Below are 13150 nucleotides of genomic sequence, written 5' to 3' on the forward strand. Positions count from 1 at the left end.
CGGGTCAGCGCCGCGCAGGCGCGAGATCGGCGATGGCGGTGGCGGCGAGCAGGAAGGCGCCCGTGCCGTAATATTGCGTGTCGGAGGGGGCGACCTGTTCGGGCCGGTCGCTGACCTGCTGGACATAGCCGAGCCGCCCGTCCGGCTGGATCGCCCTCTCCAGCGCCGCCCACGCTCGCCGCGCGACCGGCTCATAGGTGGCCCGGTCGAGCAGACCCGCCTTGACGCCCCAGGCCAGCCCATAAGTGAAAAAGCCGGTGCCGCTCGTCTCCGGCGGCGAGCCTTCCGGCGCGAGAAGCGACGGCGCCCAATAGCCGTCCGGCTTCTGGAGACTCACCAGCCGCGCCGCCATCTCGCGGAAGAGCTGCTCCATCCATACCCGATCCGGGTCGCCCGTCGGCAGCATCGGGATCGTGCGGGCAAGGCTCGCAAAGACCCAGCCATTGCCGCGGCTCCAGAATTCCTTGCGACCGGCCGCATCGCGGCGCTCGAAGAAACGGCTGTCGCGATAGAGGAGATGCTCGGCCGGATCGTAGAGGAACTCCACCGTCCGCCGATATTCGGCAAGCGCATAGCGGCGGTAACGAGGATCGCCCGTCTCCTGCGACAGCGCGATCCAGGCCGGCGGCGCCATGAACAGGGCATCGGCCCAACACCAGCGCGTCTCGCACTCGATACCCGAGGGCGCTGCATAAAAGGCCAACCCGACCTTGGGCGGGCTAGCGAGGATAGCGTCCAGCTTTGCCCGCAACGGCGCCGTCGCGGCTGCTCCCGCGCCATGACGCGCCGCCCAGAGATAAGCCTGCCCGATCGCCTGATCGTCGGCATGATAGGGCCGCTTGCCCGGTTGCCAGCCTTCGCCGCGCCCCATCGTCATCACGGCCTCGGCGATATGGCGGTCGGCCGGGAGGTGGTCGGCGAGCGCCGTCATACCGATCCAGAAGGTCGCCTGCTCCCAGGAATTGGCGCGGCGGGTCTCTTCGCTGAAGCGCGAGACGAGGCTCGCGTCATCCCGATGCGCGAGCTGCCAGTCGGCCAGCCGTTCCGCCACGGTCAGCGGCAAGTCCAGCGTCGGCGCGGCCTGTGCGCCACCCGCAAGAAGAGCCAGCGCAAGCAGCGAGGCGGGGAAACGCAATGTCATGCACGATACTCCGCAGAGGAAGGTCCGCGGGATCCCGTCTCCGCGATCGTTGCGGAATGCTGCGCAGCATCGTCCCGAATCCCCGGCATCGGCTCCCCTTTCGATGGCGGCCGTTCGGCATTGCCATGCCGCGACCTGCCTCTCTCCAGGGTCAGATGTATCGGTCCTCCGACGTCAGCGCAAGAAGTTGTATGATAACTTTGCGACGATCAGACGCCGATGGCGTCGCCATGCCCGGCCTGCATCCGGCGATGCCGCTCCAGGCTCTTCTGCATGTGCCGGCGCGCAGCGCGGCGGGACTGAGCGGAGTCGCCAGCGACGATCGCCGCGAAGATCGCTTCGTGATCGCGCTGGATCGAGCGGGCATAGACGTCGTGAGACACTTCCGGGTGGTCGCGCAGATAGACCGCGCGGCGCGGCACGAGACGAAGGCCGAGAAAATCCATGAAGCGCGAATAATAATCGTTCTTTGTGGCCCTCGCGATCATGGCGTGGAAGGCGGCGTCGGCCTCTACCGACACGTCCATATCCTCCGCCGCCGCCATGCGATCGAGGCATTCGCGCATCCCGGCGATATCCTCATCGGTCCGCCGCTGCGCCGCGAGGCCCGCCATCTCCGTCTCCAGCGCCATGCGCATCTCGAGCAGCTTGATGACGTCCTCGACCTCCCGCATCTCGTCGGGCGTGACCTGGAAGGCGCGATACCGCGCGCCTTCGGATACATAGGCCCCGGAGCCGCGCCGCGACTCCAGCAGACCCTTTGCCGCCAGCCGCGCGAACGCTTCACGCACGACGGTGCGGCTTACGCCCGCGGAATCCGTGATCGCCTTCTCCGTCGGGAAACGGGACCCCGGAGGCAGTTCACCGGAATCGATCCTGCGTTCTAGCTGGCGGACAAGTTCGTCGGCCAGGGAGGCGGCCTTGGTGATGCTCATGCCCGAATATTACCATTCCCCGCGCGCCATTCCAGCAATTTTGTATGACATCTCTACAGTTGTCATACAACAATGCCCCTGCTAGCCTTCGCTTCAAAGCGCATGAGGCAGAGAGAGGCTGGCATGAAGAGGATCGTAAGGCGGGGCTGGCCCTGGATCGGCGCGATGGCGGCGCTGCCGATGGCGGTGGCGGGATGGTCGATGACCGAGCCGCCGGCGAAGATGCCGCCGGTCCATGTCCCGCTGGCCCCTCCCTTAGGCGCCGATCGCCAGCCGCGCGCCACCGTCATGCTGGCTCATTATCGTTACGACGACATCCTCTGGGAAAATGATCGCACGGCGCATCGCATCTATGGTCAGGCACTGGAGTCGGCCGAGCCGCCCTCCTCGTCCGGCATCGACGCATGGGGCAAGAACGTCCGCTGGCCCTTCATGGACCGGCAGCTCCGCACCGGCGATCAGCACGCCTATCATGGCGAAGGATTGGACTTCTACAACGTCAACACCTTCCGCGGCGCGGGCGGGCTCGGCATCTGGCAGGACAACAAGCTCTGGGTGTCGCGCAACTATCGCAGCTACAAGATTCTCCAGAACGGCCCCGACGTCGCCCGTTTCGAGGTGCGCTACGCGCCCTGGCCGGTCGACGTGGATCGCAAGGCCTGGGAGACGCGGCGCTTCAGCCTTCCGCTCGGCACCAATTTCACGCGGATGGTGTCGACCATCGGCTCCGACAAGCCGGGCGTGATGCTGGTCGGCATCGGGATCGGCAAGCATCCCACATCCGAGGCGAACGGCGCGCTCCATGTCGATCGGGCGCGGGGCACGCTCTCCTGGTGGGGGCCGGAAGACCCGGTGAAGGGCACGATGGGAGTGGCTCTGATGGTCGATCCCAAGGCCATCGCCGAAGTGCGCGAGGACGCCGACAATTATCTGGTGCTGCTGCGGGTCGAGCCGGGCAAGCCCTTCGTCTACTATATGGGCGCCGCGTGGGACAAAGGCCTCGACTTCCGCACCGAGGCCCAGTGGGACGCCTATGTCGCCGCGCAGAAGCCGGATTTCGATCCGACACACGACTGACGGCCTGCCCCAAAGCCGGTGCGCCTCCGCTCCCGCGAGAGGCGCACCGGTCGAATATCCCTACAGGACCACCCTGAACGTCACGCCCGCCGTGCGCGGCGTGCCGAGCTGGCCACCATAAGCAAAAGTGCCGCCACCGACGATCGAGCTGGCGCCGAGGTTCTGATAATAGGTCTTGTCGAAAGCATTATCGATCCACGCCGAGGCATCGTAGCGGCCATGGCCGAAGGTCGCACCCACGCGGAAGCTGGCGAGGCCGTAACCCGGAATGCGGCCATAAGGCCCGTCGTCCACCGTGCCGTACATGTTGGACCGATAGGCATAGCGCGCGATCGCATAGGGCTCGACCCCATGGCCCGCGTCGAAGCGATATTCGGCGATCGCGTTGGCCGTCCATTTGGGCGACTGATAGACGCGGGAGCCGGTCAGGTCGCAGCTCCCGCTGACGCCCACGGGGCAAGGCGCGTTGTGATAGGCGGTGTAGCGTGCATCGTTGAACGCGCCGTTGACGGTGAGCGTCAGTTCGCGCGTCACGTCCCAGCTCGCATCCGCCTCGATGCCGCGCGCGCGCACCTTGCCGACATTGGCGAGATAGGACTTCGCACCGTTCAGCGGATAGATATTCGCCTGCAAGCCATTGAGGATCGTCCAGTAGGCGCTGAGATCGAGAGTGAGCCGCTTGTCGAATAGCTGCTGCTTCAGGCCGATCTCGTAATTGTGGACCTTCTCCGGCTTGAGCACGAGCGGCGTCCCCGTCGACACGGAGGAATTGAGGTTGAGCCCCGCCCCCTTGTAGCCGGTCGACGCCGAGGCATAAGCGAGCAGCCCTTCGGTCGGCTTCCACGACAGGCTGCCCAACCACGAGACATTATTGCCCTTCACCGACACGTCGTAGTGGAAGGGGATCGAGGTCGCCGCATAGGGCGTGCCCTTCGTCGAGGTGTCGGAGAGGCCGTCGCGCTTGTCGTGGGTGTAGCGGATGCCGCCGGTCAGCGTGATCGTGTCGGTGATCTTGTAGTTCGCCTGACCGAAGGCGGCGATGCTGTCCACGCTGGTGTCGACGTCGTCGATATATTGCGATCCGGGCGCGACGCTGATCGCCGCCGCGTTCGGGTTCGAGAGGCGCGCGAAGGTGGTATAGAAGGCCGACGCGTCGGTGCCGAACTGGTTGAGGATGTAATGATCCTTCAGCCGCTGGTGGAAATAGAAGGCGCCGAGCTGCCAGCTCAGCCGCCCGCCGGGCGCGGAAGCGAGGCGAAGCTCCTGCGACACCTGCCGGTCGCGCGTCTTGGCGACGTTCACCTGGATGATGTCGAGCGGGGTGCCGTCCGAATCCTGAAGCGGATTGAAGTGCCAGTAGCGATAGGCGGTGATCGAGCTGGCGGTCGCGAAGCCAAGGTCCCAATCCGCCTGAAGCGAGGCGCCCCACTGGTTCGTCCGCATCCGCTGGGGCGCGTTGTTGAGCGTGTGGTGCGTGCTCGCATCCGGCACATAGCCGAGTGCCGCCAATGCCTGTAGCGTCCGCGCGGTCGAGACGCCGATGCCGGCGGGCAGCACCTGCTTCGTCACGCTGACGCAGCAGGTGTCCGACTCCCTGGAATAATCGGCGATGGCGCGGATGGTGAGCTTGTCGCTCGGCGTTGCCAGAAGCTGCACGCGCCCGCCACGCCGGCCGACGCTGTTGGCGTCCTTGCCCGTGGTGTCGTTGTCGAGCACCCCGTTGCGATGGGTGTTGAAGCCGGTGATGCGGAACGCCAGCAGCCCGTCGACCAGCGGCCCGGTGACGCTCAGACGTTGCTGGTTATAGCCGTAATTGCCGCCGGACAGCTCGCCCGTCAGCCCCCATTGGAAGCTCGGCCCCCGTGTCGTGATGTTGAGCACGCCCGCCGAGCTGTTGCGCCCGAACAGCGTGCCCTGCGGCCCGCGCAGCACCTCCACCCGATCGACGTCGATCAGGTCTTCCAGCGCCATGCCGGGACGCCCCAGATAGACATTGTCGACATAGACGCCGACCGAACTGTCCAGCCCGTCCGACGCGCTCGACACGCCGATGCCGCGGATCGCCACCGAGGAATTGCGCGGGTTGGAATTGTAGGCGGTCAAGCTCGGCACTTGCTGTTGCAGATCGGCGAGCGTGTAGGCGCCGGTCTTCTCCAGCCGCTGGCCGGACACGACCGAGAGCGCCACTGGCACGTCCTGCGCCTTCTCGGTCTGGTGGCGGGCAGTGACGACCACTTCGCCACCGTCGGCAACCGCCGCAGCCGTTACGCCGTCCGTCGTCCCCGTATCCGCCCAGCCCGGCGTCGCCGCGGCGAGAGCGATCGCGATGGCCGATGCGCCACCCCGAATATGCGTCCCCATAAATCAGCCCTTCCCTTTCGTCGGGCGTCATGGCTTAATTTCCTAGTTTCCTACTAGTGAACTAGAGATTCTCTCTCGGGGACAAATTTTTGTGTGTCGATCGAGGGCCGCGATCCGGTTCTCATGGATCGGACCGGAGCAGGCCGGTGGAGTAACGCAAGGAGGCAGGAATGGCCCTGATCGGTTCAAGGGAGGTCGGCGCGCAGGGTTTCGGCGCGATGGGGCTCTCGCACAGCTACGGCCACGCGGACGACGCGGAGTCGCTCATCACGCTGCATCGCGCGATCGATCTGGGCATCGTCTTCTTCGATACGGCAACCGGTTACGGCCTCGGCCATAATGAAGAGCTGCTCGGCCGCGCCATCCGCCAAAACCGCGACCGGCTGCTGATCGCCAGCAAGTTCACCCATCGCTCGCACGGCAGCGATACGCCCTCCGTCACGGCGCGACAGGCTGTCGAGGCGAGCCTGAAGCGGCTCGGCGTCGATCATATCGATCTCTATTATCTCCACCGCATTGATCCGGCGATCCCGGTCGAGGACTCGATCGGCCAGCTCGGACGCCTGCGCGACGAGGGCAAGATCGGCGGCGTCGGCATCTCGGAGGCGAGCGCCGAGCAGCTCCGCCTCGCCCATGCCACCACGCCGATCACCGCGCTCCAGAGCGAATATTCGCTGTGGACGCGCGATGTGGAGGACGAGATCCTGCCCACCGCGCGCGAACTCGGCATCGCTTTCGTCGCTTATTCCCCTCTCGGGCGCGGCTTCCTCGCCGGTGGCGCGCCGACCGAGGCGGACGATCGCCGCAACGTCCATCCGCGCTTTCAGGAAGAGGCCGTCCGCGCCAATGCGCGCCGCCGCCGCGTGATCGAGGATGCCGCCGAGCGGCTCCACCTCACGCCCGCGCAGGTGAGCCTTGCCTGGGTGCTCTCCAAGGATGTGGTGCCGATCCCCGGCACGCGGCACGTCCGCCATCTCGAAGACAATTGGGCGGCCAATGGCATCGCCCTCGACAGCGAGACCATCGCCGATCTGGAGGCCGCCTTCCCGCGCGGCGCGACCGTCGGCGCCCGCTACCCGGCCGAGCAGATGAAGCTGGTGCCGCCCGCCCGGGCCTACGCCTGACCCCGCCAAGCAGAGGAGGATGAGATGAGCGCAATCGATATTCTGGAGCGGCCGCAGGCCGACTATCAGCGCATCACGGTCGAGCCGGTGACGCCGGTGATCGGCGCCGAGATCGGCAATGTCGATCTCTCGCAACCGCTCGACCCGCGCACCTTCGCCGAGATCCGCGAGGCGATCCGCCAGTATCGCGTGATCTTCTTCCGCGATCAGCAGCTTTCCAACGATGCGCTGAAGGCGTTCGGCCGCAACTTCGGCCCGCTCACCCCCGCGCATCCGATCGCCGAGGGGCTGGAGGAGCACCCCGAGATCTGGGAGCGCACGATCGACGAATATCGCGTGCGGCGCACCCATAACGATACGCTGCCGCCGGGCCGCACCCCGCCGCGCGACTATAAGGGATGGCATATCGACATCACCTTCGTCGCCAACCCCAACGCCTATTCGATCCTCTATGGCGTCGAAATCCCGCCTTATGGCGGCGACACGCTGTTCTCCAATCTGGTCGAGGCCTATCGCGGGTTGTCGCCGCAGATCCAGTCGCTGATCGACGGGCTTCAGGCGGTCCACCGCACCAGCGGCTATGATTTCGGCCGCGAGAAGAAGCCGCGCCGAGACGGGCGCTCGACCGGGCCGTTCGTGTCGCTGCACCCATTGGTGCGCGTCCATCCCGAGACGGGCGAAAAGTTGCTCTTCCTCAATCCGGGCACGACCAGCCACATCGTCGGCCTGAAGGAGCGCGAGAGTCAGGCCCTGCTCGATCTGCTCTATGGCGAGGTGACGCGACCCGAATATCAGGTCCGCTTCCATTGGCGGCCGAAATCGCTGGTGGTGTGGGACAATCAGGCCGTCGCCCATGCCGGGCCGATCGATTATGCCCATTTCGAGCTGCCGCGCGCGGTGCGCCGCATCACGACGGCGGGCGAGTTGCCGAAGGGACCGGATGGCTTCACCTCGCGCCCGCTGGAGGGCGAACTCTTCAACGTGCTCGGCTGATGCCCGCCGCAGCGCCCCGGCTCCCGCGCGGTTCGATCCCGCTCGCCGCTTTCGTGGCGGTGTCGATCGCGCTGCTCTTCGCTTTCGCACCCGCATGGCGGGGGGCGGAGGCGAAGGCCGGGGCGTTGTCGCTCGACGCCCCCCTCCCCGACCGGGTGCCGCCCGGCGTGGTGCTGAGGGTCGGCGATCCGGCGACCAAATGGATCGTCCAGCATGAGGGCTGGGACGAGGCGCTGCCCTTCCGCATCCAGTGGGCGGAGATCACCGGCGGCCCGGACACGACCGAGGCCTTCCACGCCGGCGCGCTGGACGTCGGCTTCGGCGCCAACGTGCCGCCCATCCATGCCGACTGGGCGGGCATCCCCGTCCGCATCGTAGCCTTCCGCCAGTTCGCGGAGCCGAGCCATCCGGCGGCGTGGGTGTTCGGCATCGCGCCGCGCTCGGGCATCCGCACGCTGGCGGACCTGAAGGGCAAGCGCATCGCCTTCAGCCCCAGTCAGGTGCAGGCGCAGGTGGTGCTGGAGACGCTGCGCGCGCTCCATATCTCGACGAAGGACGTCACGCTGGTGGAACTACCCTCCAGCATCGGCGGCGACGTCTACACCAACGCGCTGGCGAGCGGCGAGGTGGATGCCGCCCCGCTCGGCGCGGGCCTCGTGGCGGAACGCTATGTCAGCAAGTTCGGCGAGCGCGGCGCGCGCCTGCTCGCCCACCCCGCCTTCCGCGACGATGGCGGCGCCATCTATGTGCCGGAAACGGTGCTCGCCGATCCGGGCAAGGCGGCGGCGCTCAGGCTCTACGTCCAGCTCTGGGGCCGCGCGCAGGCATGGGCCAACGCCCACCCGGAGGAACTGGCCGAAGGCTATTACGCCAAAGTGCGCGGCCTGCCGATCGCGGACGCCCGGCTTCAGGTGAACGCGCTCGGCCCCGTCGGCATCCCGCACGACTGGGGTGACGCGACCCGCTTCCAGCAGGCGGCGATCGACATCCTCGCGCCGCAGACAGGCCGCCCGACCTTTGACGCCGCCCGCCTGTTCGACCCCCGTTTCGAAACCATCGCCGCCGACGGCGCCAAGGGAGATCGCGGATGAATGCGCTGACCGACATCCACGCCGCGCACCCCGCCGCCCCGCCGCCCGCCGCGCATCGGCTGAGCATGGATGCGCCCGCCCGCTTCGGGCTGCTGCTGGGGCCGGCGCTGCTGCTGCTCTACTGGGCGGTGCTGTCGGTGACGGGGTTCCTCGATCCGCACATCCTGCCCGCGCCATGGACGGCGGTGACGACGGCGGTCCAGTTGATCCGCGAGGGGCGGCTTCAGGAGCATCTCGCCGTCTCCGCCGGGCGCGCGGCGGCGGGGCTGCTGCTCGGTTCGGCGACGGGGGTGGCCTTCGCGCTGCTGTCCGGCCTGACGCTGCTCGGCGGCTATGTGATCGACGGGCTGGTGCAGCTGAAGCGCGGCATCCCGATCCTCGCGCTGATCCCCTTCATGATCCTCTGGCTCGGCATCGGCGAGCCGATGAAGGTGGCGGTGATCGCCACCTCCGTCTTCTTCCCCATCTACATCCAGACGCACACCGCCCTGCGCGCCATCGATCTGCGCCATGTCGAACTGGCCGAGACGCTGCGGTTGAGCCGCTGGCAGTTCCTGCGCCATATCGTCTTGCCGGGGGCGCTGCCGGGCTTCCTCACCGGCCTGCGCTTCGGCGCGACGGCGGCGTGGCTGGCGCTGGTGGTGGTGGAGCAGCTCAATGCCACCAGCGGGATCGGCTATATGGTCACCCTCGCCCGCAACTATGCGCAGACGGACGTGATGCTGGTGGGGCTAGTCGTGTACGCGTTGCTTGGCTTTGGTTCGGATGCGGTGGTGCGGATCGTCGAACGCCGCGCGCTGCGCTGGCGCCGGACGCTCGGCCGATGAGCGCCGCGGTTCGCGTGCGCGGGCTGGCCCGCCGCTACACGCTGAAGGGCGTGCTCAACGGCGTCGATCTCGACGTCGCGCCGGGCGAGTTCGTGGCGCTGCTCGGGCGCAGCGGCTCGGGCAAGTCGACGCTGCTGCGCGCGCTCGCCGGGCTCGACCATGAGGCCGAGGGCACAGGCGAGATCGTCGTGCCGGAACGGACCTCCGTGGTGTTTCAGGATGCGCGGCTGCTGCCGTGGATGCGGCTGATCGACAATGTCGTGCTGGGGCTGGGCGGCCGCGAGGCCCGCGCGCAGGGCCAGCGCGCGCTCGCGGAGGTCGGTCTTGCTGGACGCGAGCTGGACTGGCCGCACGAGCTTTCCGGCGGCGAGCAGCAGCGCGTGGCGCTCGCCCGCGCGCTGGTTCGCGCGCCGGAGCTGCTGCTGGCGGACGAGCCCTTCGGCGCGCTCGATGCGCTCACCCGCGTCCGGATGCATGCGCTGCTGCGTCGCCTGTCGGAGGCCCATGATCCGGCCGTGCTGCTCGTCACCCACGATATCGATGAGGCCATCCTCCTCGCCGACCGCATCGTGGTGCTCGATGATGGGCGGCTGAGCGCCGACATCGCCATCCGTTCGTCCGACCGGAAGGAGCAGGCCCCCGTCGTCCGGGAACGCCTGCTGGCGACGCTGAGCCTCGGCGCGCGCTGACCGGCTACAGGGTCAGGGCGGCGGCGGCGCGGAGGCCCGTCCTGATCCGCGCCATCACGCCTTCGTCCGCTTTGGTCGAGTGCACGGCATAGGCGGAATAGGAAAATTCCGGGCTGTCCGGCACGATCTCCAGCGATCCGTCCTCCAGCCAAGGGCGCACGAAACCTTCGCGGAAATAACCGCTGCCGCCCACCACGAGGATGTAATCAAGCGCCAGCGGACCATAGCTGATCGACATCACGGGGCTCTGCTGTTCGGGAAAAGCCGCCTGATAGCGCTCGGCGAACTCCTCGCCCCAGTCGATCCGAACATGATCTTCAGGAGTCAGTTCCCGCCCCGTCCGCGTGGTGCGGACCAGCACCAGCTTCTCCTCGAACAGCAATTCCGCGACCACGCCCAGCCGGCGCGGCGCAGCGTAGAGCACCGCGACGTCGAGCGACCCGTCCTGCACCCTGTCCATGAGGTCGTCGGCGCCCGCGATGCGGGTCTGCACCGCAATTTCCGGGCATTCGCGATGCATCCAGAGCAGCCAGTGCTTCAGCAGCGGGTTCCAGAGGCTGAGTTCCGCGCCCAGCGTCACCACCGTCTCCTTGCCCGCCGGCAACGCCACCGCGCTGCGCCCACGCTCCCACGCCTGAACGATGGTGGTGGCAAAGCGCAGAAAATGCTCGCCGGCCGGCGTCAGGCGCGCACCTGCCTTGTTACGGATGAACAGCGGCCGTTCCAGCTGCTCTTCGAGCACCCGGATGCGGGCGCTAACGGCCGTCTGGGTGATATGCAGGTTGGCGGCCGCGTTGACGAAGCTGCCAGTCTTCACGACCTCCAGGAAAGTGCGCGCCATCGCGACGTCCATGTGCAATCCCCATGCGTTGAAACAGGATAATATGAAAATTCCTGCTTTCATTACAGGGATCCGGCGCCCGAGCAAAATGGATCGTCTATCGGCGAGGATAGTCGAAGCCCGGCCGCGGCGCCTCGCTGGCCTGCTTTATCGAGCAAAAAATTTGCCGGACGGAAGCAAGATTTTGCGCTGTGCAGCCGAGATTTTCAGGCGTAGCGAGACGCCACAACAGAGGCAGAGACAAGAAAAGAAGCGCTAGAGCATATCATCGTCAGCAACGATATCGCGATCATCCAATATCGCCCATGTATCGTTCAAATATCCAACTGACGCGATCATCCCGACATTTCAGATTTGCTGGAGAGTGCGCCAGCGTACTTTCCCCAAGGAATTTCAGCATCTCCGCGACATCCATCGCCGGGGCCGATGAAGGAGTATCGACATGCGTCGAGCCATCGCCATCCTGTGTCTGAGCTTTGCCGGTGTCGCGACCGCTCACGCCGCCGTGTCCGAAAGCGGGGCGATGCCGAGCTTCCGGGATATCGAATTACGCTACACCGGGGAGGATGTTCTTCAGGTCGGGCGCGATGCCGTCGCTCGGGCAATCCCCATCGGCACCTCCGCCGCCACGGCGCAGGCCGTTCTCGACCGCGCCGGCGCCCGCTGCAAGCCGACCCGTCGCGATCCGCAGATCATCCGCTGCGTTCACGACGACGTCACCACCGTCGATGAAGCGGTCGACGATATCCACTGGAAGACGATGCTTCATGTGGTCGACGACAAGGTGGCGAGCCTCTCGGTCGACAGGGAAGTCGACCGGCACGGCACACAGGACTGACCTTTTCCCTTCCGACGCGGCGTACCCCCCCTGGCCGCGTCTCGGAGCCCCGGCGTTCCCTCCCCCCTTGCCCGGAACGCCGGGGAATTCCCAGGTCAAGCCGCTAGAGGAAGGATTCCAGCTTCAGCAGCGGATGGGGATATTTGAAGCTGTTGCTGGCCATCGGGATGACGATGCCTTCGGGCACGTCCGGCATGAAGTAATTGCCCTGATAGCGGTTGGGATTCATCAGATCGCCCTGCGCCGCCGTGTAGGCGGAACCGATGGGGAAGTAGGCGACATCCGTTCCGAACACGGCATAGACCGCCATATCGACGAAATTGCAGAACTCCATCGTCCCGCGCAGATGCGTGTCCTGGATGACGACGGAGTGCAGGCGCTCCCGCAGGAAGGAAAGCGAAGACAGATCCTTCGTGACCTGCGTGAAATCATGCGCCCCGTCGTGATGGACGAGCAGCCGCGCGCCATCGCCGCTCGCGATCGACTGCGCGACATATTGGGGCAGCGAGCCGTGGAACAGCCGCACCCGTTTCGCGGCCTCCGGGAAGACGCGCCGGATGCGCTCGAAGGTGAACAGCAGCGCGCTCTCGGAGATGTCGACGATGTCGAAGTCATAATCGAGCCGCTCGATGCAGCCCGCGATGATCGACGCCGAGCCACCCATATAGCAGCCGACCTCGACCACCCGCTCGAACTCCCCGCCCGCGTTCCGCAAAGCGGCGACGAGATCGAAATAATATTTGGCCGAGCACTGGTCTTCATAAGGGACCTTCAGCGTGGACAGCCTGTGCACGATCTCGTCGAAGAAGCGGCTCTTCCCGAGGAACGGATCGACCCGCCGCAGCGCCTGATAGCCGCTGAAAATCGTCATGCCGAGCTTGTCGTTCGGATTGGCCATCGGCTCCAGGTCCGTGTCCGGCGAGATGAATTGTCCGGGGGCGATCGTCGCTGTCATGGTCAAACCCGATACCTCTCTGCACAACATGACGGCGCCTGCCGGATGTCGGCGGGGCACCTTCCTTCGCCATTATAGAAGGGCGCGCGACGCCGGCGGATCAGCGGCGAACCGATCGGCGCCGGACACGTTGCGCTGCGGTAAAGGCTTGCCGCGGCAGCCAAGGTGCCTTAGTTCGCCAATACACGGGATCGCGTCAGGGTGAGCAGAGTGCGTATCAAATCCAGCCCGCAAGGGCTCCGTCTCCCCCCGCTTGTCGGATTCGGGGCTTTGACACT

General features: G+C 66.4%; 12 protein-coding genes. 7 read left to right on the top strand and 5 right to left on the bottom strand.

Annotated features, from left to right (window positions below; genetic code table 11):
• Positions 1-4: 4 nt before the first annotated feature.
• Both ST3T6A_RS0114005 and ST3T6A_RS0114010 read right to left on the bottom strand, forming a co-directional pair.
• Positions 5-1141 carry a glycoside hydrolase family 88/105 protein gene (locus ST3T6A_RS0114005; RefSeq protein WP_019833567.1) on the bottom strand — a complete coding sequence of 379 codons (1137 nt, stop codon included), beginning with the start codon at positions 1139-1141 and terminating at the stop codon, positions 5-7.
• Between the two features lie 209 nt (positions 1142-1350).
• Positions 1351-2076 carry a FadR/GntR family transcriptional regulator gene (locus tag ST3T6A_RS0114010; RefSeq protein WP_019833568.1) on the bottom strand — a complete coding sequence of 242 codons (726 nt, stop codon included), beginning with the start codon at positions 2074-2076 and terminating at the stop codon, positions 1351-1353.
• 123 nt (positions 2077-2199) lie between these two features.
• Here ST3T6A_RS0114010 and ST3T6A_RS0114015 point away from each other — a divergent pair, with 123 nt between their 5' ends.
• A complete protein-coding gene (locus tag ST3T6A_RS0114015; RefSeq protein ID WP_019833569.1) occupies positions 2200-3153 on the top strand; it encodes a DUF4861 family protein in 954 nt (317 codons plus the stop codon).
• A 60-nt stretch (positions 3154-3213) separates the two neighbouring features.
• On the opposite strand, the gene ST3T6A_RS20235 is transcribed toward ST3T6A_RS0114015, so the two are convergent.
• Positions 3214-5514: a TonB-dependent receptor gene (locus ST3T6A_RS20235; RefSeq protein ID WP_019833570.1), complete on the bottom strand. Its 2301-nt coding sequence runs from the start codon at positions 5512-5514 to the stop codon at positions 3214-3216.
• Positions 5515-5684: 170 nt separating this feature from the next.
• Between ST3T6A_RS20235 and ST3T6A_RS0114025 the strand changes: the two genes are divergently transcribed.
• The 5 genes from ST3T6A_RS0114025 to ST3T6A_RS0114045 are packed head-to-tail and all read left to right on the top strand — an operon-like array spanning position 5685 to position 10238.
• Positions 5685-6638 carry an aldo/keto reductase gene (locus ST3T6A_RS0114025; protein ID WP_019833571.1) on the top strand — a complete coding sequence of 318 codons (954 nt, stop codon included), beginning with the start codon at positions 5685-5687 and terminating at the stop codon, positions 6636-6638.
• 24 nt (positions 6639-6662) lie between these two features.
• Complete coding sequence (locus ST3T6A_RS0114030) at positions 6663-7631, top strand: TauD/TfdA dioxygenase family protein (protein ID WP_019833572.1); 969 nt, start codon at positions 6663-6665, stop codon at positions 7629-7631.
• Entirely contained in the window at positions 7631-8722 is a 1092-nt protein-coding gene (locus ST3T6A_RS0114035) for an ABC transporter substrate-binding protein (protein ID WP_019833573.1), read from the top strand. Before ST3T6A_RS0114030 ends, ST3T6A_RS0114035 begins: the two co-directional genes overlap by 1 nt.
• Positions 8719-9549, top strand: coding sequence for an ABC transporter permease (locus ST3T6A_RS0114040; protein WP_019833574.1), 831 nt, complete (start codon positions 8719-8721; stop codon positions 9547-9549). The genes ST3T6A_RS0114035 and ST3T6A_RS0114040 overlap by 4 nt, the downstream gene beginning before the upstream one ends.
• On the top strand, positions 9546-10238 hold the full coding sequence (locus ST3T6A_RS0114045) for an ABC transporter ATP-binding protein (RefSeq protein ID WP_019833575.1): 693 nt from the start codon (positions 9546-9548) through the stop codon (positions 10236-10238). The genes ST3T6A_RS0114040 and ST3T6A_RS0114045 overlap by 4 nt, the downstream gene beginning before the upstream one ends.
• A 4-nt stretch (positions 10239-10242) precedes the next feature.
• Here ST3T6A_RS0114045 and ST3T6A_RS0114050 read toward each other — a convergent pair whose 3' ends face one another.
• Positions 10243-11091, bottom strand: a complete 849-nt coding sequence (locus tag ST3T6A_RS0114050) for a LysR family transcriptional regulator (protein WP_019833576.1) — start codon at positions 11089-11091, stop codon at positions 10243-10245.
• 430 nt (positions 11092-11521) lie between these two features.
• Here ST3T6A_RS0114050 and ST3T6A_RS0114055 point away from each other — a divergent pair, with 430 nt between their 5' ends.
• On the top strand, positions 11522-11917 hold the full coding sequence (locus ST3T6A_RS0114055) for a hypothetical protein (RefSeq protein WP_019833577.1): 396 nt from the start codon (positions 11522-11524) through the stop codon (positions 11915-11917).
• A gap of 103 nt (positions 11918-12020) precedes the next feature.
• Here the strand turns inward: ST3T6A_RS0114055 and ST3T6A_RS0114060 are convergent, their stop codons facing one another.
• Entirely contained in the window at positions 12021-12872 is an 852-nt protein-coding gene (locus ST3T6A_RS0114060; RefSeq protein WP_019833578.1) for a class I SAM-dependent methyltransferase, read from the bottom strand.
• Between the last annotated feature and the right edge of the window lie 278 nt (positions 12873-13150).

It is taken from the genome of Sphingomonas sp. PR090111-T3T-6A (genome assembly GCF_000383095.1).
Taxonomy (GTDB): Bacteria; Pseudomonadota; Alphaproteobacteria; order Sphingomonadales; family Sphingomonadaceae; genus Solisphingomonas.

Coding starts and splice junctions, on each gene's coding strand:
- ST3T6A_RS0114005 (WP_019833567.1), bottom strand. CDS start 1,141: ATGACATTGCGTTTCCCCGCCTCGCTGCTTGCGCTGGCTCTTCTTGCG.
- ST3T6A_RS0114010 (WP_019833568.1), bottom strand. CDS start 2,076: ATGAGCATCACCAAGGCCGCCTCCCTGGCCGACGAACTTGTCCGCCAG.
- ST3T6A_RS0114015 (WP_019833569.1), top strand. CDS start 2,200: ATGAAGAGGATCGTAAGGCGGGGCTGGCCCTGGATCGGCGCGATGGCG.
- ST3T6A_RS20235 (WP_019833570.1), bottom strand. CDS start 5,514: ATGGGGACGCATATTCGGGGTGGCGCATCGGCCATCGCGATCGCTCTC.
- ST3T6A_RS0114025 (WP_019833571.1), top strand. CDS start 5,685: ATGGCCCTGATCGGTTCAAGGGAGGTCGGCGCGCAGGGTTTCGGCGCG.
- ST3T6A_RS0114030 (WP_019833572.1), top strand. CDS start 6,663: ATGAGCGCAATCGATATTCTGGAGCGGCCGCAGGCCGACTATCAGCGC.
- ST3T6A_RS0114035 (WP_019833573.1), top strand. CDS start 7,631: ATGCCCGCCGCAGCGCCCCGGCTCCCGCGCGGTTCGATCCCGCTCGCC.
- ST3T6A_RS0114040 (WP_019833574.1), top strand. CDS start 8,719: ATGAATGCGCTGACCGACATCCACGCCGCGCACCCCGCCGCCCCGCCG.
- ST3T6A_RS0114045 (WP_019833575.1), top strand. CDS start 9,546: ATGAGCGCCGCGGTTCGCGTGCGCGGGCTGGCCCGCCGCTACACGCTG.
- ST3T6A_RS0114050 (WP_019833576.1), bottom strand. CDS start 11,091: ATGGACGTCGCGATGGCGCGCACTTTCCTGGAGGTCGTGAAGACTGGC.
- ST3T6A_RS0114055 (WP_019833577.1), top strand. CDS start 11,522: ATGCGTCGAGCCATCGCCATCCTGTGTCTGAGCTTTGCCGGTGTCGCG.
- ST3T6A_RS0114060 (WP_019833578.1), bottom strand. CDS start 12,872: ATGACAGCGACGATCGCCCCCGGACAATTCATCTCGCCGGACACGGAC.